The sequence below is a fragment of the Bradyrhizobium sp. CCBAU 11386 genome (assembly GCF_028128955.1).
GTDB lineage: Bacteria > Pseudomonadota > Alphaproteobacteria > Rhizobiales > Xanthobacteraceae > Bradyrhizobium.
Window position 1 is genome coordinate 117,312 of the sequence record NZ_LBKA01000248.1, and the last position, 19,143, is coordinate 136,454.

Consider the following 19,143-nt stretch of genomic DNA (forward strand, 5'->3'; position numbering starts at 1 on the left):
CTACAGCGCCGGCTTGCCACGATGCCGTTCGCGCCACACCCTCGCTGTCATCGCCCGGCTTGACCGGGCGATCCAGTACTGCGAGGCGGCTATGGTCGAACCGATGGGCCGTGGCGTACTGGATGCCCCGCCGGAGCCTGTCATCGGGCTCGCCAAAGGCGAGACCCGGTGGCGGGGCATGACGGAGGTGGGCTACCGCACCGTCGTCTGAGGCTGCGCCTGCGCCGTGCCGCCGCCGCGCATGCGGGCGAGCAGCTCAGCGGTCGGCCAGGAATCCGCGGGCAGGCCGTATTTGATCTGCATCGCCTTCACGGCGGCGCGGCTCTGCTGGCCCAGCACGCCGTCGACCTTGCCGACATTGAAGCCGGCCTGGACCAGAAGCTGCTGCAATTGCTTGAGCTCGTTGAACGGCAGCTGTGCGACCGGCGCCGCCGGCTTGCGCATCGGAGCCGCGCCCGCGATGCGCGTGGCGAGATAGCCCGCGGTGGTCGAGTAGATCAGCGAGTTATTCCACTCGGTGTAGGCGGCGAAATTCGCATAGGCCATGAAGGCAGGACCGGTCCGTCCCATCGGCAGCAGCACGGAGGCCGGCAGATTGTCGTTCGGCAGCGGACGGCCGTCGGGATAGGTCACCCCGAGCTGCGCCCATTCCGAGCGCGGCTGCTGCACGGTGAGGTCGGTCTGCTCCCATGGCAGGTTCTGTGGTACCTTGATCTCCTCCAGCCACGGCTCGCCGCGCCGCCACTTCAGGCCGTTGGCGATGTAGTTCGCGGTCGAGCCGATCACGTCGGGCTCGCTGCGCAGGAGATCGCGCCGCCCGTCGCCGTCGTAATCGACGGCGTAGTTGACGTAATGCACGGGCAGGAACTGCGTCTGTCCGAGCTCGCCGGCCCAGGAGCCGATCATCTCGTCGGGTGTGAGGTCGCCGCGGTCGATGATCTTCAGCGCGGCGATGGTCTCGTTCACGAACATCTCCGAGCGGCGGCAGTCATAGGCGAGCGACACCAGCGATTTCAGCGTCGGCAGATTGCCCATGTTGGCACCGAAGTCGCTCTCCAGGCCCCAGAACGCAGCGATCACCGCCGGCGGCACGCCATATTCCTTTTCGGCGCGCGCGAAGGCAGCGGCGTGGGCCTTGATGTGCTGCTGGCCGTTCTGCATGCGATAAGGCGCGGCCATGCGGCCGGCGAACTCGGTGAAGAGCTGGCCGAACACGCGCTGGCCGCGGTCGCGGTTGACGATGCCCTGGTCGTAGATGAGGTAGGGCGAAGCCTCCGCGATCGTCCGCTGCGACACGCCGGCGGCCACCGCCTGCTGTTTCACGTCGGCCAGGAAGCGATCGAAGCTCGCCCCGTTATGGCACGACGCCGCGCGTGGCGAGGGCGCGGCCGGCCTTGGTGCGGCCTGCGGTCTGACGGGCGGTGGCGGGAATTGGGCAGAAGCGGTTGTGGAGAATGCGAGCAGGGTGGCGGCCGCGATTGCAAATCGGGTCTGGAACATGAGCTTTCCGCAAGGAGGGAAGGGGACGCGTAGAATTCAATCAATAACCTAAAGGAAATATTCGCTCCGAACCATGCCTTCGAGGGGGCATCCTTGCGCCGGCGCCGCGCATTTGCCGCCCGGCTCGCCGTTTGGGCTTCGGCAGGCTGACCGCCCATGGGCATGATGGTAAAAGCGATTCGTGAGGTTCGGATCTGACAAGCTAGCCGATTCGTCGAGGAACCGATGGGGAGCTTTCTCGAACGCTTGCTGGATTCCTCGACGTTCTCTCCGCACGGCATCTGTCTGTTGTGGGAGCCGGAGCTGATTTGGCTTCACGTCGTCTCCGATGCGATCATCGCAGCCTCCTATTTCTCGATTCCCTTCGCGCTCGCGATCGTCGTCTCCAAGCGTCGCGATTTCCTGTTCGGCTGGATCGCGTGGCTGTTCGCGGCCTTCATCCTGGCCTGTCGGCTCACGCATGTCTTCGCCATCTCCGCTGTGGGTGCCGATCTATGGCCTCGAAGGCATCGTCAAGGCGATGACGGCAATCGCCTCGATCTTCACTGCGGGAATGCTCTGGCCGCTGATTCCGAAAGTGCTGGCGATCCCGACCGAGGAGGCGCTGCACCAGGCGCACATCGCGCTGGAAGAGGAGGGGCGGCAACGCCTGCAGTCCGAGCTCCTGCTGCAACGCTTCCGCGAGGCCGAGGCCAACGAGAACAAGCTTCACCAGGCGCAGAAGATGGAGGCCGTCGGCCAGCTCGCCGGCGGCATCGCCCACGACTTCCACAACCTTCTCACCGTCATCACCGGCACGATCCATATCCTGGCGGAATCGGTCGCGCACAACCGGCAGCTCTCGGAAATCGCGGGGCTGATCCGCGACGCAGCCGATCGCGGCGCATGGCTTCGTCAAGCAGTCCAACGGGCACATCACGATCGACAGCCAGGAAGGCAAGGGGACTTGCGTTGTCATCTATCTGCCGCGCGCTGCAACCGTAATGTCGCAGCTCGGCGCGGCCCCTTCCGCCCTGGTGTTCCCAACCGAGGCTGCGCGCGCAAACGAGCACTGGTCCCGTTTCAGGCGGCGCGAGATCCCGACGATCTTCGGGGGTAACCCGTGCAGCGGCAGGTCGCGCCCCGCACTCGCCCGGCGTATAGTTGGCGAGGAGCGACGGGCAGGCGCCCGCTCCGGCTTGATGGCACGGCGCGATCTTGCTGCCCGGCGGCTTCAAAAGCGACGGAGGAAAGCCATGCCCCTCTACTTGACCAGGTTCAGCTACACGCCTGCAACGTGGGCCAAGCTCATCAGGAATCCGGAGGATCGCCGAACGGCTGCCGAGGAATACATCACGAAGGTCGGCGGAACGCTGCGCGGTTTCTGGTATGCCTTCGGCGATCACGACGGATACACCTTGTGGGAGGCTCCGGACAACGTGTCGATGGCGGCGACGGCTCTCGCAATCGGCGCCGGCGGCGCGCTGAGCTCCATCCAGACGACCGTCTTGATGACCGTGGAGGAGACGCTCGCGGCGCTCAATAAAGCCTCCTCCATCAAGTACCGGCCGCCGGGAGAAAAGGGCTGAACGCTTCGAGGTCCTTGACGCGCGACGCGCCTGCCTTGAACCGCGGCGCGTCGACGCAGGCACCGCCTCTTGAAGTGCCGGAGGCCGGATCCCTAGCTCAACATCATCTGCCGCGGGGGCTCGCCACGGCAGCAGGGAAACGACGATGAATTATTTCAGAACCGCAATGCTGCTCGCAGGCCTCACCGCCCTGTTCATGGGCGTGGGCTATCTGATCGGCGGTGCCTCAGGCGCCATGATCGCGCTCGTCATTGCCGCGGCGACCAATCTCTTCACCTATTGGAACTCCGACCGCATGGTGCTCTCGATGTACGGCGCCCATGAGGTCGATCGTTCGACCGCGCCGGAACTGGTCGGCCTCGTCGCCGAGCTTGCGGGCCGCGCGGGCTTGCCGATGCCGCGCGTGTTCCTGATGGACGAGGCGCAGCCCAACGCGTTCGCGACCGGCCGCAATCCCGAGAACGCTGCCGTTGCCGTCACCACCGGCCTGATGCACCAGCTCAGCCGCGAGGAACTCGCCGGCGTGATCGTGCATGAGCTTGCGCACATCAAGCACCACGACACGCTGCTGATGACTGTTACCGCGACCATCGCGGGCGCGATCTCGATGCTGGCGCAGTTCGGCATGTTCTTCGGCGGCCACCGCGACAACAACAACGGCCCGGGCATCGTCGGCTCGATCCTGATGATGATCCTCGCGCCGCTCGGCGCCATGCTGGTGCAGATGGCGATCAGCCGCACCCGCGAATATGCCGCGGACAATCTCGGTGCGCGCATCGTGGGACAGCCGATGTGGCTGGCGTCGGCGCTGGTGAAGATCGAAGGTGCCGCACATCAGGTCCCGAACTTCGAGGCGGAACGGAATCCCGCGACCGCGCACATGTTCATCATCAATCCGCTGTCGGGCCACGGCGTGGACAATCTCTTCGCCACCCACCCCTCGACGCAGAACCGCATCGCGGCGCTCCAGCAGCTCGCGGCCGAACTCGGCGCGCAGGCGGCGCCGTCGGTCGGCGCCAACGAAAACTATCCGCCGGCGAGCCCGTGGGGCCGTTCGTCCTCGCGTGGTCCTTCACGTGGGCCTTCACGTGGGCCTTGGGGCTAATCTGGAACCGGTAAGGATTTGCGCGCGGGTTTGTGACCTGGCGCACACAGGATCGTCCCGGCCGGTGTTAACACCTCGCCGTGACACTTCCTTCGAAAGGGGATGCGTGGCCGGCCCGTTGCCGGTCACCGTCGAAGATGACCAGAGCTGCCGTACCATTGCTGATCGTCCTGGGCGTGCTCGTCGGCCTGTCCACGCACATGGTCGTCAATTGCGGGGACGAGGACGATCCCGACGTCTGCGCGGCCGTGATCGGTTTCTCGCCGCTCCGCGGCTCGCTGATCGCCTTTGCCTATGAAGGGCGCGGGCGGATCGCGCTGCGCCACGGCGACTTCAGGCGGGCGATCGCCGATTTCGACGAGGCCATTCACCTCAATCCCAACCGCGCCTCGCTCTATCGCGATCGCGCGACCGCGCGCCGGCAGAGCGGCGACCTCGAGCTCGCCATCGCGGATTACGACGAGGCGATCGCGCATGATCCCAAGCTCGCCGCGCCCTATCACCAGCGCGGTCTCGCGCTCGCCGCCACCGGCGATCTCGATCGCGCCATCCTGAGCTACAACACGGCGGTCCGTCTCGACCCCTCCGATGCGCAGGCCCGCCTCGACCGTGGCCTGGCATTCCTCGCCCGTGGCCAGGCCGACGATGCGCGCGCCGATTTCGAAGCCGCACTGGCGCTGCCCGCCGGCAAGGATGTCCGCACGCGCGAGGCAGCGCGCGCCAAGCTCGCCGAACTCGCCAGCGCCGAGCCGACCCGGGTTTTGGCACCGCGGCGGTGAAAGGTGTCTCTCTCCCTCTCCCCGTTCTTACGGGGCCGCGACGAGCTTCGCTCGCGCTGAGAGGGTTGGGGTGAGGGGCTCTATCCGCGAAGACAGTTAGAGTTGGATTCGCGGAGACTCCCCCTCACCCGGATTGCATCTGCGATGCAATCCGACCTCTCCCCGCAAGCGGGGAGAGGTGAAGGGCGCTGTCGCGCCTACTTCGCCTTCTTGGCCTTCGCCTTCTTCGCCTTCGCGGCCTTCTTCACCGGCTTTTCCTTCGCCGGCTTCTTCTCCACCTTCGCCGCGATCGGCGTGCTGGCCGCGATTCGCATCGATCGCGCGTAGCTGTCGGCGACGTTGTCGGCGGACATCTGGAGGCGCTTGGCGGCGGCGGTGGCCTGCTCCATGGTGGCCTTGGCCATCATCTTGAAGCGGTCGCCGGTCTCCTTGACCTTGGCCTTGGCCGCAAGGCCGTTGAAGCGATCCCGCCGCTCCTTGGCGCGGGTCATCAGGCCCGTATGCAGCTGTCTGGCCAGTTGCCGGATCACGACATCCAGGTCGGCGTCCGCCATGTTCTTCTATCCCCTTGAAAACAGTATCGATGCGGGCGGGACTATGCAGATCGGGCCCCGCCTTGGCAATTCCCGGCCGGGCGTCATCCGCAGCTTCCGGTTACCAAAACAAGAAAAGCCGCGCATTTCGCGCGGCTTTTTGCCGGGTTGGTGCAGATGGGCTACGTCCGCCTCACTTCAGCGAGGCCACCGGGCCGCTTGACGCAGCCGGGTCGGGATCGAACCCGAACACGCCGACCAGATATTTGTAATAGTCCGGCATCTTCTCCTTCAGCGTCTCGCGCGACTTGGGGTCGTGGAATTCGCTCTTTCCGGCCAGGAAGATGCTGGCGGTCACGGCGAAGAACTCCATGGGATTCTTCAGCGCATAGGATTCCTTGGGCAGGAGGTCCTTGGACTTGGCCAGGGCATAGTAGCCGATCACGCCCTTGTTGGCGTAGCCGTCCGGCAACAGGCGCGCGTGATAGGCGTGCAGGAGCTCGTGCAGCAGCACCGCCTCCTTCTCGTACCGCATCATGTCCGGCCGCAGCATGATCACGCCGAGCCCCGAATCGACCGCGAGGTCGATGGCGTTCGGATTGGTCCAGCGCTGCTTGTTGGGGTCCCAGACCGTCAGCGTGCGGGGAGCGGTGCGCTGCATGTCCGGCGTGACCCTGCCGTAGCATGCGGTCGCGGCGCCTTCGTCGAGGCAGGCCAGCTCGTTCGCGACGATCGGAACTGTGTGGAAGAAGCGCAGCACGCGCGGGGAGAGGCCGACGCCTTCGACGACGTCGATCTGGTGCTTCAGATTGTCGGTGAGCTTGTCGACATCCTTGCGATCGGAATTCTCCGACAGGTCGAACATGTAGCCGCGGTAGCTCTGGAAGCCCGGCGGCAGCGCCTGCGCCGCCTCAGCGGACGCATCGAGCGGTCCGGCATTGGATGGACTGGCGAAAAGCGCGCCGACGATGGTCGCGGTCAGCAGCAACGCAATGCGCATGATGAACCCCCTGATGTCACTTCGCCCGGCAGAATAGGCCACCGTTGTTTGCGAAAAGTGAGTGGGGCAAGACTAGGGCAGCGATGTTGAGGCGTGCTTAACCGTTGGTTGCAGATCGCGCCGACGGATTAGTGCCGGGTTAACCAAGGAGGGTATCCGGGCCCGGCGCTTCGGCGTAACATCCAGTCCGGGCACAAAGCCCACATCAATAGCCGGGAGGAGGAAGTCATGTATGCCGCCATCCGTCAGGCCAAGGCGAAAAGCGGGAGCGCGGAGGAGCTGGCGCGCCGCATCAAGGACGGCGCCGTTCCGATCATCAGCGACGTCGACGGCTTCCGCGCCTACTACGTCGTCTATGCCGGCGACGACACGGTCACCGCGATCTCGATCTTCGACAAGTTCGAGCAGGCGGAGGAGGCGAACCGGCGCGCGATCGCCTGGATCGAGAAGGATCTCGGCCCGCTGCTCGCCGGCGACGCGCGCGCAGCGGCAGGGCCGGTGATCGTGCATACGCTGGCGTAGCGTTGGGCGGTTGTCTTCGCCTCTCCCCGCTTGCGGGGAGAGGCCGGAATTCAAGCGCAGCTTGAATTCCGGGTGAGGGGGACTCTCCGCGAGTCCAACTCTTACCGCCCCCGCGGAGACTCCCCCTCACCCCGACCCTCTCCCCGCAAGCGGGGAGAGGGAGCACATCGCCTCACAACTCCCGTGCATTCGAGAACGCGAACGAGCTCATGCGCCGCGTCGTCTCGTCGAGGATCAGCGTGCGCGTGATCGGCGGCTCGGCGCGCTGGGCGCAGTTTTCGCGTTCGCACAGGCGGCAGTTGACGCCGATGGGCGTGCCTTCCGCCTTCTCCAGGTCCATGCCGGCGGCGTAGACGAGGCGCGCGGCGTGGCGGATCTCGCAGCCGAGGCCGATGGCGAAGCGCGGCTGCGGCAGCGGGTGCGGCGCCACCGGACGGCGCACCATCTGCGCGATCGAGAAATAGCGCGTGCCGTCGGGCAGCTCGATCACCTGTTTCAGCAGGCGATCCGGCGTGTCGAAGGTCGAGTGCACGTTCCACAGCGGGCAGGTGCCGCCGAATTTCGAGAACGGGAAGGTGCCCGACGAAAAGCGCTTCGAGACGTTGCCGGCATTGTCGACCCGGAGCAGGAAGAACGGAATGCCGCGTGCGTTCGGCCGCTGCAAGGTGGTGAGGCGGTGGCAGACCTGCTCGAAGCCGGAATTGAAGCGCTGCGCCAGCACGTGGATGTCATAGTTCAGGGCTTCGGCTGCGGCGAGGAACGCGGGGTAGGGCATCATCACCGCCGCCGCAAAATAGTTGCCGAGCGTGATGCGGAACAGGCGCCGCGGCGCGTCGTCGAGCGGGCCGGCGCGGCCGATGATGGTCTCCAGCTGCTGCGTGCATTCGCCAAGGCCGAGCTGGAAGGCGAGCTGGAACGCGCGCCCGGGCGGGTCGACCAGCTCCGAGATCAGCAACTGGCGGCGGTGGCGGTCGAAGCGCCGCAGCGTCTCGCGCATCACGTCGACAGGCATGATGCGGGTCTGGACCGAATGCTTTTCGCGCAGGCGCGCGGCCAGCGCCGCATAGAGCCCTTCGGCCGGCACGTTCAGTTCGTCGCGCAAGGCTTCTGCAGCCTGCTCGAGCTCCGGAAAATAGTTGCGGTTGGCCTCGATCAGCTCGCGCACCCGCTCGACCGGATTTGTCTCGTAGCGCGTGCCGACGTCGCGATCGGCCATTTGCGCGGCCGCCAGCGTCTCGCCCTGACGGGCCTCGGTATAGGCCGCGTAGAGCCGTTGCAGCGCGTGGGTGACGCCGGGGCAGAGCTCGGCGAGGTCGCGCAGTTCCTGCTTGGGCACGTCGATCTGGCGGAACAAGGGATCGGAGAAGATCTCGTTGAGCTCGGCGAAGAACCGGTCCTCGTCGGCGCTGGCGAGATCGCGCAGGTCGAGGTCATAGGTCTCGGCCAGCCGCAGCAGGATCTGGGCGGTCACCGGGCGCTGGTTGCGCTCGATCAGGTTGATGTAGCTCGGCGAGATCCCGAGCCCCTCGGCGATCTGGGTCTGCGACAGCCCCAATTGCTGCCGGATCCGCCGGAAGCGCGGGCCGACGAACAGTTTCTTCCCGGATTCGGCGGCCATCAGCAGCTCCCTTCTTCGCCTCTCCCCGCGTGCGGGGAGAGGCCGGAGCGCATCGCAGATGCGATCCGGGTGAGGGGGAGCTTCCGCAGAGGAGGTAAGAGATGGATTCGTGGAGAGAGCCCCTCACCCCCACCCTCCCAGCGCGAGCGAAGCTCGTCGCGCCCCCGTAGGAACGGGGAGAGGGAGAAAGCAGCGGATTCGGCGGGCATTTTTCAGATCTCCAGGGGCCATTAAGGACAGTCTAGTTGACCTATAATTTTACAAACTTTACAAAATAACATCTGTTACATGTTCTGATGTTACATGACATCACCAATAAAAAACAAGCCATCTATACGAAGTTTCTGTTTTGGCGTTTAGCTCCTGACACGCATTTCGCAATGCACTGTCAAGAATGTCGATGGCCAACCATCGCCATCGTCAGCGAAAGGATCAGGCACATGAATTACCAGCCCCGTGGCATCAGCACCTTCCAGGCTCCGGCCTCGTATCAGGGCGAGATCGATGCAGCCCAGGCGCTCCTCGAGACCCAGCCGACCTGGAACGGGGTGACGGCCGAGCACGTCGCGCGCATGCGCCTCCAGAACCGCTTCAGGACCGGCCTCGACGTCGCCCGCTACACCGCGGCGCTGATGCGGGCCGACATGGCCGCCTATGACGGCGATCCCACCAAGTACACCCAGTCGCTGGGCTGCTGGCACGGCTTCATCGCCCAGCAGAAGCTGATCTCGGTCAAGAAGCATTTCGGCAAGACCGATCGCACCTACCTGTATCTCTCGGGCTGGATGATCGCGGCGCTGCGCTCCGAGTTCGGACCGCTGCCCGACCAGTCGATGCACGAGAAGACCTCGGTGCCGGCGCTGATCGAAGAGCTCTACACCTTCCTGCGCCAGGCCGACTCGCGCGAGCTCAACGACATCTTCCGCAGCCTCGACAAGGCCCGCAAGGAAGGCGACAAGACCAGGGAGAAGGAGTTGATCGAGAAGATCGACAGCTTCCAGACCCATGTCGTGCCCGTCATCGCCGACATCGACGCCGGCTTCGGCAACGCGGAAGCGACCTATCTGCTCGCCAAGAAGATGATCGAAGCGGGCGCCTGTGCGCTCCAGATCGAGAACCAGGTCTCGGACGAGAAGCAGTGCGGCCACCAGGACGGCAAGGTCACCGTGCCGCATGACGTCTTCCTGGCGAAGATCCGCGCCTGCCGCCACGCCTTCCTCGAGCTCGGCGTCGAAGACGGCATCGTCGTGACCCGCACCGACTCGCTCGGCGCCGGCCTGACGCAGCAGATCGCCGTCAGCCACAAGCCCGGCGACATCGGCGACCAGTACAACAGCTTCCTCGATTGCGAGGAAATCACCGCGGAGAACGCCCGCAACGGCGACGTCATCATCAACCGCAACGGCAAGATGATGCGTCCGAAGCGGCTGCCCTCCAACCTCTACCAGTTCCGTCCCGGCACCGGTGAGGACCGCTGCGTGCTCGACTGCATCACCTCGCTTCAGAACGGCGCCGACCTGCTCTGGATCGAGACCGAGAAGCCGCACATCGAGCAGATCGCCAAGATGGTCGACCGCATCCGCAAGGTGGTTCCGAACGCCAAGCTGGCCTACAACAACTCGCCGTCGTTCAACTGGACCCTCAACTTCCGTTGGCAGGTCTACGACGCGATGAAGGAAGCCGGCAAGGACGTCAGCAAGTACAACCGTGCCGAGCTGATGAAGGCGGAATATGACGACACGCCGCTGGCGAAGGAAGCCGACGAGCGCATCCGCACCTTCCAGGCGGATTCGGCCAAGCGTGCCGGCATCTTCCACCACCTGATCACGCTGCCGACCTACCACACCGCGGCGCTCTCGACCGACAATCTGGCCAGGGAGTATTTCGGCGAGCAGGGCATGCTCGGCTACGTGAAGAACGTCCAGCGCGCCGAGATCCGTCAGGGCATCGCCTGCGTGAAGCACCAGAACATGGCCGGCTCCGACATCGGCGACGACCACAAGGAGTACTTCGCCGGCGAGGCTGCCCTGAAGGCGGGCGGCGCGGACAACACGATGAACCAGTTCGGCTAACCCGGGTAACAGGAGACTGACAATGACCAAAGGCAGCAATTTCTGGGTGATCGGCGGCGAGTTCGGTTCGATGAACTTCCACAAGCTCGTGGAAGGCTCGGCCCAGGTGCAGGGTCCGTTCAAGACCCGCAAGGAAGCCGAAGATGCCTGGCGTACGGTCTCGGAAGAGAACCGCCACAAGGCCGGCGTCCGCTTCTCCATCGTCGAAGAGCCGTCGCGGGTCTCGGCCTGACGGCTGCCTGACCAATCAAGAAGACGTCCAAGGACGGAGGGTCCCATCCGGCGCAAGCCGGGTGGGATCGTCTGTTTTTGGCACAGGTGAGACAGCTGTGGGCGCCGTAAGTATCTGGAATTGTGGACCCTTTGCGGACGGTTTGGTTGCTGATAGGTTAACGGAGGCAAGTGAAGACGAGGCCGACAATGTCAGAGCCCGAGACCAGCGGGACCCATCCCAGCCAGCCGCGCCCGGTGCGGCTGCGCGACGCGCTGTTGCGCGCGCGGATCGAGGCCGCCGACCGGACCGGCGTCGTCGTCGATTTGCGCGATGCCGAGGTGGCCCGGCTCGAGATCCTCAACGACGCGCTCGATCCCCTGTTTGCCCAGGTGCCCGAGCAGATCGACCTGTTCGACCGCGGCATCAGCCAGGGCGATACGCCCCGACTCTGGATCGACGTCGTCGCGCACATCATGATGGGGCGCGACAAGCGCATGTACCGCTTCGTCCAGGACACCCGCTTCGGCCGCATCGTGCTCGCCGAATCGCACGACACCTCCGTGATCGTCGAGGCTATCACCGACTATGTCGCCCGACGCATGATCGAGCGCGAGCATGCGATGGTCGTGCTGCCCGAGCCGAAGCCGGAGGCTGCGGAGCGGCCAGCCCGCTCGCGCCTCTGGCCGTTCGTGTTCGGCTTCATCCTCGGCGCCGCCGCCTTGTTCGGCGTCGCCGTGCTGGCGGCCCTGCGGAGCTGGTGAGACGCCCTCCGTCGTCATTGCGAGCGAAGCGAAGCAATCCAGAAATGTTTCCGCAGAGGGACTCTGGATTGCTTCGCTTCGCTCGCAATGACGGTGAACTAGATCAACCTTGCGTGCTTGATCTCTCGGATCTGAAATCCGGACCCGAGTCCGCGCACCGTCTGCTCGCAGCGCCAGCCGGCATTGTCCTTCTCGATCGTGAACAGATTATACGCCGCCGCCGGGTAGCGCCCGTGTGCGAGCGCGGACGCCGACGGCACACCGATCGCGGGAATGTTGCCGTTGGGCCCCTCGAACCACATCGTCGAATGAATGTGGTCGTGGCCGTGCAGGACCAGCTCGACGCCGTGGCGCTTCAACAGCGCCAGCAGATCGGCCGCGTCCGTCATCCGCTTGTGGCGCGCGTCGGACTTCAAGGGATGATGCACCAGCAGCACGCGGAAGACGTCCTCCGCCGCGAGCCGCTCGAGAACCTGTTCGAGGGCTGCGAGCTGATCGCGCCCGAGCGTGCCCGTCGCCATCAGCGGCAGGGTCGGCACCGCCGTGGACAGGCTGATCAGCGCGAGCGGCCCGCGCCGGCGCAGGGCCGGAAAGCCGATGCTTCCGTCGTCGCTCGCAAGATAGGGCGCAAAGGTCTCGCCGAAGCGATGAAAGGTGGCGCGGACATAGGCGTCGTGATTGCCGGGAATCGTGGTGACGCGGTCAGGCGGCCCGACGTCGTCGAGCCAGGCGCGCGCCGGCGCGAACTCCGCCTCCAGCGCCAGATTGACGAGATCGCCCGTCACCGCGATGTGGTCGGGCGTCTGCGCCTTGACGTCGGCGACGAGTGCGTCGAGCACCTCGCGGCGCTGGTACTTGTGGCGGTTGCGCGTCCAGTTGACGTAGCCGAGCGCGCGCTTGCCGGCGAGCTCGATCAGCCGCGGCTTCGGCAAGGGCGGCAGATGCGGGTCGGACAGATGGGCGAGCGTAAAGGGAGCCATGGCGCGCGATTGCCTCGCTATTGCTCCGCTGTAATGGCAAGGTCGCAGGCAACGTGCAAGCCAGGCCTCGAGCAAGGCCTGAACAGGGGACTCAAGAGAGCCTGATGGGAGATCGTCTGAACCGCGTCCGACGGAGATTCGAGCCGCTGCTGCGGCGAATCTTCCACGCCTATTTCCTGCTGGTTCGCGGCATGACCCTCGGCGTGCGCGCCGTGGTGCTGGATTCCGAGAACCGGGTGTTCCTGGTCAGGCACAGCTACATCTCCGGCTGGTATCTGCCCGGCGGCGGCGTCGATCTCGGCGAGACCATGGAGCAGGCGATGCGGCGCGAGCTCAAGGAGGAGGGCGACATCGACCTCACCGCAGATGCCGCGCTGCACGGCATCTTCCTCAACAGCCACGTTTCCCGCCGCGACCACGTCGCGGTCTACGTGGTCAGGCAATTCAGGCAGGATCGCCTGCCAGCGCCCAACCACGAGATCGTCGAATGCGGGTTCTTCGCGATCACGGCGCTGCCCGAGGGGACCACGCTGGGGACGCAGTTGCGGATCGCAGAGGTACTGGGCGGCCAGCCCCTGATTGCGACGTGGCGCTGAGGGCGGCCTGTGCTAGTAACTCGCTTAGAGCGCGCAACGGAAACCGGATGAAGATTGCCAAATTCGTCTTCGGCCTGATCTGCCTCGCGATCCTTGCCAGCAACATCGTCACGATGTCGCGTTGGAGCGAGGCGCGCGGGGTCTATGACGACATCTGCTATCTCCGGCAGGCGCATCTGTTTCAGCGCCTCGGCATCGGTGGGCTGAACACGAATGCCCTGTTGGATTACGATCATTATTTCGAGGACAAGATGAAGGAGATCGCGTTCGCCGAATGGCGCGACCCGATCCGCTGGCCCTGTCACAACCCGATGCCGAACGGCAAGGTGGTGATGCAATATCCGCCGGGGACCGGATTTTTGCTGGCGCTGTTTCCACAAGGCTACCAAGTGGTGCCGCTCTACGTCGCCGCCAGCCTGATTGTCTGCAGCCTTGCGCTGCTGGGCATCTTCATGGCGCGAACGCTGCCTTCGATCGCGGGGGCGGGCGTGTTCGGCGCGCTTGCCGTCTATCTCATGATCAATCCGGCGAAGGCGAGCTATTCGATCGCGCCGACCATGGCGATCTGCGCCATCGCGGGATTCCTGACCGCTCTGTGGTTGACCAGGGGCAGGCGCAGTGTCTTGCTGATCGCGCTGATCGGCCTTCTGCTCGGTGCCTCCGTCAATTTCAGATTGCCGAACGCGCTGCTCGCGGCCGGCTACTGCCTGTTCCTGGCCGGTGCATTCCTGTGGTCGCGTAGCTTCGCGACCTTCGTGCAGGGCCTCGGCTTCGGTGCCGGCGTGCTCGTCGGCATGGCCCCGACCCTGATCGCCCAGGCCATCAATGCCGGCAGCCCGCTTGCGACCACTTACGGCAGCGCCGACGTGGTGGCGCCGGCCTTCGACTTCGCCGTTCTCGGCCAATATCTGCGCGACATGCAGTTCGTGCTGATCGTGCTGGCGATCGGTTCGACGGTGTGGCTGCTGCAGATGGGCGAGGGGAGAGTGCGGCAGGTCGCACTCGTCGTCGCCGGCAATCTCGCCGTCAACCTCGTCTTCTTCCTGAGCCATCCGGTCTTCACGCCCTATTATGTCGTGCCGATTGCGATGCTGTCGCTCTGGAGCGTATCGTTCGCCTGGTTGATGCAGCCGGAAGCAGCGCGTCAGGCCGCAGTGCTCCGACGCGACCCGGCCAGCCTGGAAGCCTTGCCGCGATGACATCCACGCCCCTTCGCATCGCGGTACTGGTGCCCTGCTACAACGAAGAAGCGGCCGTCGCGAGCGTCGTCGCCGATTTCCGTACGGCGCTGCCGTCGGCGGAGATCTACGTCTACGACAACAATTCGCACGATCGCACCGCGACCGTTGCGCGCGAGGCCGGTGCCATCGTGCGCGGCGAGCGGCGGCAGGGCAAAGGCCACGTCGTGCGCCGCATGTTCGCGGACGTCGAGGCCGACGTCTACGTGCTGGTCGATGGGGACGCGACCTACGATGCGCCGAGTGCCCGGCGCATGATCGACAGGCTGCTCGACGAGCGTCTCGACATGGTGGTCGGGCTTCGCATCGACCAGTCGCAGGCGGCCTACCGTCTCGGGCATCGCACCGGTAACCGTATGCTGACCGGCTTCCTGGCGTGGACGTTTGGCCGCGACTTCCAGGACATCCTGTCCGGCTACCGCGTGTTCTCGCGCCGCTTTGTCAAGTCTTTCCCGGTGCTGTCGGATGGCTTCGAGATCGAAACCGAGCTCGCCGTCTATGCGCTGGAATTGTCGCTGCCGGTCGCCGAGGTCGAGACGCCCTATTATGCGCGGCCCGAGGGCTCGTTCTCGAAACTCAACACCTGGCGCGACGGCTTCCGCATCCTCGGCACCATGCTGAAGCTCTATCGCGCGGAGAAGCCATTGCGCTTCTTCGGCGCCATTGGGATCCTGCTGGCCGGGATATCGATCGTGCTCTCGATCCCGATCGTGATCACCTTCGTCGAGACCGGGCTGGTGCCGCGTTTCCCGACCGCCATCTTGTCGATGGGCCTGATGATCATGGCGATGCTGTCGGTCTCGTCCGGGCTCGTGCTGGATACCGTGACGCGGGGGCGGCGGGAGATGAAGATGCTGGCCTATTTGTCCCAGCCCGCGCCGAAAAGGAACTGAGGCGGAGCACTGCCATGGACGTCCCGATGTCCAGATGCTACTCCGCCTCCCGACGTTGACGTGTTTTCCTGACGCGAACCGGGGGCCATTTCGCTCGAAGACGTATGCTGACATGAACGATCTCTCGCTCTCCATCCTTCCTGAAGCTGCTGGCGATGCCCAGGCGATCGAGCGGCTGCACGAACGTACCTTCGGTCCCGGCCGCTTCGTGCTCAGCGCCTACCGGATTCGCGAGCACGTCGACCATCTGCTCGAACTCTCCTTCACCGCCCGCATCGGCACGCTCCTGGTCGGCTCGGTCCGGCAGTTGCCGGTGCTGGTCGGCGAGACGCCGGCGCTGCTGCTCGGGCCGCTCACCGTCGAGCCGCCGTTCCGCAGCCGCGGCGTCGGCCGTCTGTTGATGGAGCGCGCGCTGAAGGATGCGAAGGAGAAAGGTCACCGCCTGGTGCTGCTGGTCGGCGACGAGCCCTATTACAGTCGCGTCGGCTTCAAGCAGGTCACCAAGGGCCGCGTCACCATGCCCGGCCCGGTCGACGCGGCCCGCATCCTGGTGTTCGAGCTCGTCGACGGCGCGTTCGAGGGGGTGTCGGGCGCGGTCGGGCCGGACTGGAGCAAGGCGCGGGGCTAGGGCAACGCGGAGCAGGTGTAGCCCGTAGCCCGGAGGGAGCCCACCCGCTCAACGTGAGTGCGTCGGGGCCCGCAGGCCCCGACTGGATCGCGCTCAGAACTTGAAGTTGGCGAATGCCCGCACGCCGATGCCGGGCATCAACACCTCGTCCTTGGTGTAGGATACCGAGTTGCGGATGTTTTCGTTGAGGAGATTGTTGCCGACGATACCGGCAATCATCTCGCGTGCGCCGAACCAGTTGCGGTCGAGCTTCGTCTTGTAGCTGACCTCGGCCTTCAACAGATTGTAGCCCGCCGTCGGCGTCTCCGCGATCACGGCCACGTTGTTCTGCGCGAAGGCGTGCAACAGGTTGACGCGCATCAGCCAGTTGTCGTCGCGCCAGAACACGCCGCCGCCCATTCTGAGCGGCGGGATCCGCGGCACGTTGGTGCCGTCGCTGAAGGTGGCGCGGACCACGTCGAGCTGGTTCTCGATGCCCCAGATGCCGCCCTGGAACGCGCCGACGTCGAGCTGCGACTGGAATTCGCCGCCGCGGAAGTTGGCGTTGGCCTGCGAATACACCGCCTGGTTCAGCTCGGCGCCGGGCGCGCCGCACGAGGCGAAATCGTCGTCGCACATCACGCCGGTGAGGCGGCGATAGATGAAATTGTCGAAATGCGTGTAGTAGACCGTCGCCTCGAACCGGAACGGTCCCGTCGCCTTGCGCACACCGACCTCGACCGACTTGGCGGTCTCGATCTTCAGGTTCGGATTGCCGATGTCGAAGGTCGCGGTCGCATCGTGGCCGCCGCGGGAAAACAGCTCGGCCGCCTTTGGCGCGCGCTCGACATATTGCGCGGTGATGCTGCCGACCATGCCGCCGGGCAGGTCCTGTAGCAGCCCGATGCTGCCGCTCTTCGGCGTGAACGACGGATTGCGCGCAATCGCCGCCTGCGGCGTGCCGTCGGGCAGGAAGTCGGCCGGGAAGTCGGGCGTCGTGCCGTGCAGCTCGACATGCTCGATGCGGCCGGCGATCTGCGCCCGCGTCGCCTCCGTGAACTTGAACTCGTTGAAGGCGTAAGCAGCAACGCGCGTGCTGTTGTTGGGGTCCCACAGGCCGTTGAACAGCGTGCCGGGATTGTCCGGGCTCGGTGCCGTCAGCTCCTGATGGCCGACCTGGAAGCCCAGCGCCGTCGTCACCTCGGCGAAGCGCGCGTTGAACGGCATCAGCTGCACCTCGGTGCGGATCTCCTGCTCCTTGTTGGTGAAGGTCTGCCGCACGCCGTCAGTGTTGGGATTGGCGGGATCGGCAAGGCCGATCTCGTTGTGCCGGTAGTCGGTCGCGCCGGCCCAGAACCGGACGGTGTCGATCGCCGCAGTGTCGGGACGGTACTCGCCCTTGACGTTGATCTTGGTCTGGTGGCCGTCGATCCGCGTGTTGTGGTCGGCGCCGTCGATGCCGGGGATGTGGTAGAGCGAGTCGTTCTGCGTGATCGCAGCCCCGATATAGCCGCCCTGGAAGAAGTAGGAGCCGCCGATCGAGGCGCCGTCCGAGCGCGTCGCCGAGTTCGGCTGGCGGCCGTTGGCGACGGATCGCGTCTGGTCGTTCAGATAGGGATAGCTCGGGATGCCATAGTCCGTGGTGGTGCGGCCATAGACGTCGGCGTGGAAGGCGAAATTGCCGCCGCCGGTGTCGAGCAGCACGCCGCTCTCGACGCCGCGATCGACCGAGCTGAACGCCGTGCGCGTCTCGGCCGTGACGCAAGGCGAGGTCGCGGCGGTCGCCAGCGGCGCCTTGGTCGGCAAGCCGTAGGTCTGGAACGATGGAGCGCAGCTCGGCAGCGCATCCGGAATCCGGTTGTTGGTGGCGCTGACGACGCCGCCGATCGAGGTCGAGCCGTAGCGGAGCGCAGCAGGCCCGCGCACCACCTCGACCTGGTTGGTCGCGAGCGGATCGATCGGGACGAAGTGATCCTCGCCGAGGTCGGAGGCGCCGCCGGAATTGGTGCCGTTCTCGACGATGCCGACGCGGTTGACGTCGAGCCCGCGGATGATCGGCCGGCTGGAGGCGCCGGGCGCGAAGCTCGAGCCGGTGATGCCCGGCTTGGAGAACAGGAGATCGCCGAGCTGGCCGCCGCCCTCGCGGCGGATCTCCTCGTTCGGCACCACCGTGACGGTGGCGAACTGGTTGGTCACAACAGGCAGCACGCCTTGCTGAGGTGTCGCGGCGGTGACTGCTGCCGGTGGCGTAGCTTCGGCCGTGTGTTGTTGGCTGCGCGACCGGCCGGTGCGCGCGACACGGACTGGGCTGCGGGTCGGTACCACCCTGCGCACGATGGGGCTCGGCGCCGTCACGGTGACGGCGGGGATCTCGGTCGACGACTTGTCCTGCGCAGGCTGTTGTGCCGGTTCTTGCGCGAGCGCGGATGTGGCGGCGGCGCCGAGCAGGAGCAGGCTCGCTCCGGCGAGATGCTGCACGCGTCGCAATTCAAATGACATGGTCCTGATTCCAGTCAGGCGCCGTCCGAAGGGATTGGTGTTATCGGAGGCGGCCTGCCGTCGCTGCGCGACGGAATTCGACTTCAACTTCTCCCGGGCGATTATCCGCGCGTGTGGCGCGGCGAGCCTGGGCGTGATCAAGCGATGTCTAGAGTCAGGACGCGGGTGGGGCGCGCGGCTGGAACGCCGTGCCCGCCGATTTCAGATGGCTGAACTCGGCGTCGGTGGTGCGGTGGAGCAGCTCGATCGCCTGCGGCAGCTCCAGGAGAGGCGGCGTCGAGAACAGGACAGTGCCCGCCATCGCGACCAATGCACAGATCGCGCAATTGTCGTCGCCCGGCTGCTCGCGGTCGGGGCCTGAAGGCGATTGCTTCTGGACCGCGGCGCGGTCGCTGGAGGCAACGCCGCTGCTGCCGTCGGTCTGCTGGAGCGAGGACTGGGCGAGGGGGGCGGCCCGGGCGAACCAGTGGCTGTGGCCGAATGTCAGCGCGAATTGCACCAGCATCGCGAACAACGCGAGCCGGGCGCCGTGCCTGATATTCGACCGGAACCACTTCATCTGGAAACGCCACCCCACATCGCGAGGATCATCCCCTGATATCGCGATGTTATATTGTAACATCGCAGGAAGCGGGAACGGATGTCAACCGCAGGCCGG

At 65.5% G+C, this 19,143-nt stretch carries 19 protein-coding genes and 1 pseudogene; 12 read left to right on the plus strand and 8 right to left on the minus strand.

Annotation, left to right across the window (positions count from 1 at the left end; genetic code table 11):
• Positions 1–192: 192 nt before the first annotated feature.
• On the minus strand, positions 193–1,500 hold the full coding sequence (locus XI09_RS31345) for a lytic murein transglycosylase (protein ID WP_271570286.1): 1,308 nt from the start codon (positions 1,498–1,500) through the stop codon (positions 193–195).
• 48 nt (positions 1,501–1,548) lie between these two features.
• Complete coding sequence (locus XI09_RS45820) at positions 1,549–1,962, minus strand: hypothetical protein (RefSeq protein ID WP_333939145.1); 414 nt, start codon at positions 1,960–1,962, stop codon at positions 1,549–1,551.
• On the opposite strand from XI09_RS45820, the pseudogene XI09_RS45825 reads away from it, so the two are divergent.
• The 4 genes and pseudogenes from XI09_RS45825 to XI09_RS31365 all read left to right on the plus strand — a co-directional run bounded on the left by XI09_RS45825 (position 1,858) and on the right by XI09_RS31365 (position 4,952).
• A pseudogene (locus tag XI09_RS45825) lies at positions 1,858–2,599 on the plus strand (hypothetical protein). The gene XI09_RS45820 and the pseudogene XI09_RS45825 sit on opposite strands and share 105 nt — an antisense overlap.
• A gap of 136 nt (positions 2,600–2,735) precedes the next feature.
• Positions 2,736–3,068: a GYD domain-containing protein gene (locus XI09_RS31355; protein ID WP_271570287.1), complete on the plus strand. Its 333-nt coding sequence runs from the start codon at positions 2,736–2,738 to the stop codon at positions 3,066–3,068.
• Positions 3,069–3,213: 145 nt separating this feature from the next.
• Positions 3,214–4,173, plus strand: coding sequence for a zinc metalloprotease HtpX (gene htpX / locus XI09_RS31360; protein ID WP_271570288.1), 960 nt, complete (start codon positions 3,214–3,216; stop codon positions 4,171–4,173).
• Between the two features lie 137 nt (positions 4,174–4,310).
• Entirely contained in the window at positions 4,311–4,952 is a 642-nt protein-coding gene (locus XI09_RS31365; RefSeq protein WP_271570289.1) for a tetratricopeptide repeat protein, read from the plus strand.
• A 197-nt stretch (positions 4,953–5,149) separates the two neighbouring features.
• Here XI09_RS31365 and XI09_RS31370 read toward each other — a convergent pair whose 3' ends face one another.
• Positions 5,150–5,506, minus strand: a complete 357-nt coding sequence (locus XI09_RS31370; RefSeq protein WP_271570290.1) for a hypothetical protein — start codon at positions 5,504–5,506, stop codon at positions 5,150–5,152.
• Between the two features lie 172 nt (positions 5,507–5,678).
• Positions 5,679–6,485: a hypothetical protein gene (locus XI09_RS31375; RefSeq protein ID WP_271570291.1), complete on the minus strand. Its 807-nt coding sequence runs from the start codon at positions 6,483–6,485 to the stop codon at positions 5,679–5,681.
• 228 nt (positions 6,486–6,713) lie between these two features.
• On the opposite strand from XI09_RS31375, the gene XI09_RS31380 reads away from it, so the two are divergent.
• Positions 6,714–7,007 carry an antibiotic biosynthesis monooxygenase gene (locus XI09_RS31380; RefSeq protein WP_027543691.1) on the plus strand — a complete coding sequence of 98 codons (294 nt, stop codon included), beginning with the start codon at positions 6,714–6,716 and terminating at the stop codon, positions 7,005–7,007.
• A 172-nt stretch (positions 7,008–7,179) separates the two neighbouring features.
• On the opposite strand, the gene XI09_RS31385 is transcribed toward XI09_RS31380, so the two are convergent.
• Positions 7,180–8,625: a helix-turn-helix domain-containing protein gene (locus tag XI09_RS31385; protein ID WP_271570292.1), complete on the minus strand. Its 1,446-nt coding sequence runs from the start codon at positions 8,623–8,625 to the stop codon at positions 7,180–7,182.
• 440 nt (positions 8,626–9,065) lie between these two features.
• On the opposite strand from XI09_RS31385, the gene XI09_RS31390 reads away from it, so the two are divergent.
• The 3 genes from XI09_RS31390 (at position 9,066) to XI09_RS31400 (ending at position 11,672) form a co-directional block, all read left to right on the plus strand.
• Positions 9,066–10,697, plus strand: coding sequence for an isocitrate lyase (locus XI09_RS31390; protein WP_271570293.1), 1,632 nt, complete (start codon positions 9,066–9,068; stop codon positions 10,695–10,697).
• Positions 10,698–10,719: 22 nt separating this feature from the next.
• Complete coding sequence (locus tag XI09_RS31395; RefSeq protein WP_018323282.1) at positions 10,720–10,929, plus strand: DUF4170 domain-containing protein; 210 nt, start codon at positions 10,720–10,722, stop codon at positions 10,927–10,929.
• Positions 10,930–11,117: 188 nt separating this feature from the next.
• Positions 11,118–11,672: a hypothetical protein gene (locus XI09_RS31400; RefSeq protein WP_271570294.1), complete on the plus strand. Its 555-nt coding sequence runs from the start codon at positions 11,118–11,120 to the stop codon at positions 11,670–11,672.
• 98 nt (positions 11,673–11,770) lie between these two features.
• On the opposite strand, the gene XI09_RS31405 is transcribed toward XI09_RS31400, so the two are convergent.
• Positions 11,771–12,652, minus strand: a complete 882-nt coding sequence (locus XI09_RS31405; protein WP_271570295.1) for a metallophosphoesterase family protein — start codon at positions 12,650–12,652, stop codon at positions 11,771–11,773.
• Between the two features lie 104 nt (positions 12,653–12,756).
• Here XI09_RS31405 and XI09_RS31410 point away from each other — a divergent pair, with 104 nt between their 5' ends.
• The 4 genes from XI09_RS31410 to XI09_RS31425 all read left to right on the plus strand — a co-directional run bounded on the left by XI09_RS31410 (position 12,757) and on the right by XI09_RS31425 (position 16,007).
• Positions 12,757–13,248 carry an NUDIX domain-containing protein gene (locus XI09_RS31410; RefSeq protein ID WP_271570296.1) on the plus strand — a complete coding sequence of 164 codons (492 nt, stop codon included), beginning with the start codon at positions 12,757–12,759 and terminating at the stop codon, positions 13,246–13,248.
• Positions 13,249–13,295: 47 nt separating this feature from the next.
• Positions 13,296–14,447 carry a hypothetical protein gene (locus XI09_RS31415; RefSeq protein ID WP_271570297.1) on the plus strand — a complete coding sequence of 384 codons (1,152 nt, stop codon included), beginning with the start codon at positions 13,296–13,298 and terminating at the stop codon, positions 14,445–14,447.
• Positions 14,444–15,379 carry a glycosyltransferase family 2 protein gene (locus XI09_RS31420; protein ID WP_271570298.1) on the plus strand — a complete coding sequence of 312 codons (936 nt, stop codon included), beginning with the start codon at positions 14,444–14,446 and terminating at the stop codon, positions 15,377–15,379. The genes XI09_RS31415 and XI09_RS31420 overlap by 4 nt, the downstream gene beginning before the upstream one ends.
• 112 nt (positions 15,380–15,491) lie before the next feature.
• The gene (locus XI09_RS31425) at positions 15,492–16,007 is read left to right on the plus strand and encodes a GNAT family N-acetyltransferase (protein ID WP_271570299.1); all 516 of its coding nucleotides are present in this window, start codon (positions 15,492–15,494) and stop codon (positions 16,005–16,007) included.
• Between the two features lie 93 nt (positions 16,008–16,100).
• On the opposite strand, the gene XI09_RS31430 is transcribed toward XI09_RS31425, so the two are convergent.
• Together XI09_RS31430 and XI09_RS31435 are read right to left on the minus strand one after the other, a co-directional pair.
• The gene (locus XI09_RS31430) at positions 16,101–18,485 is read right to left on the minus strand and encodes a TonB-dependent receptor (protein ID WP_271570300.1); all 2,385 of its coding nucleotides are present in this window, start codon (positions 18,483–18,485) and stop codon (positions 16,101–16,103) included.
• Between the two features lie 154 nt (positions 18,486–18,639).
• Positions 18,640–19,044 (minus strand): DUF2946 family protein, encoded by a 405-nt coding sequence (locus tag XI09_RS31435; protein ID WP_271570301.1) that lies wholly within the window; start codon positions 19,042–19,044, stop codon positions 18,640–18,642.
• Between the last annotated feature and the right edge of the window lie 99 nt (positions 19,045–19,143).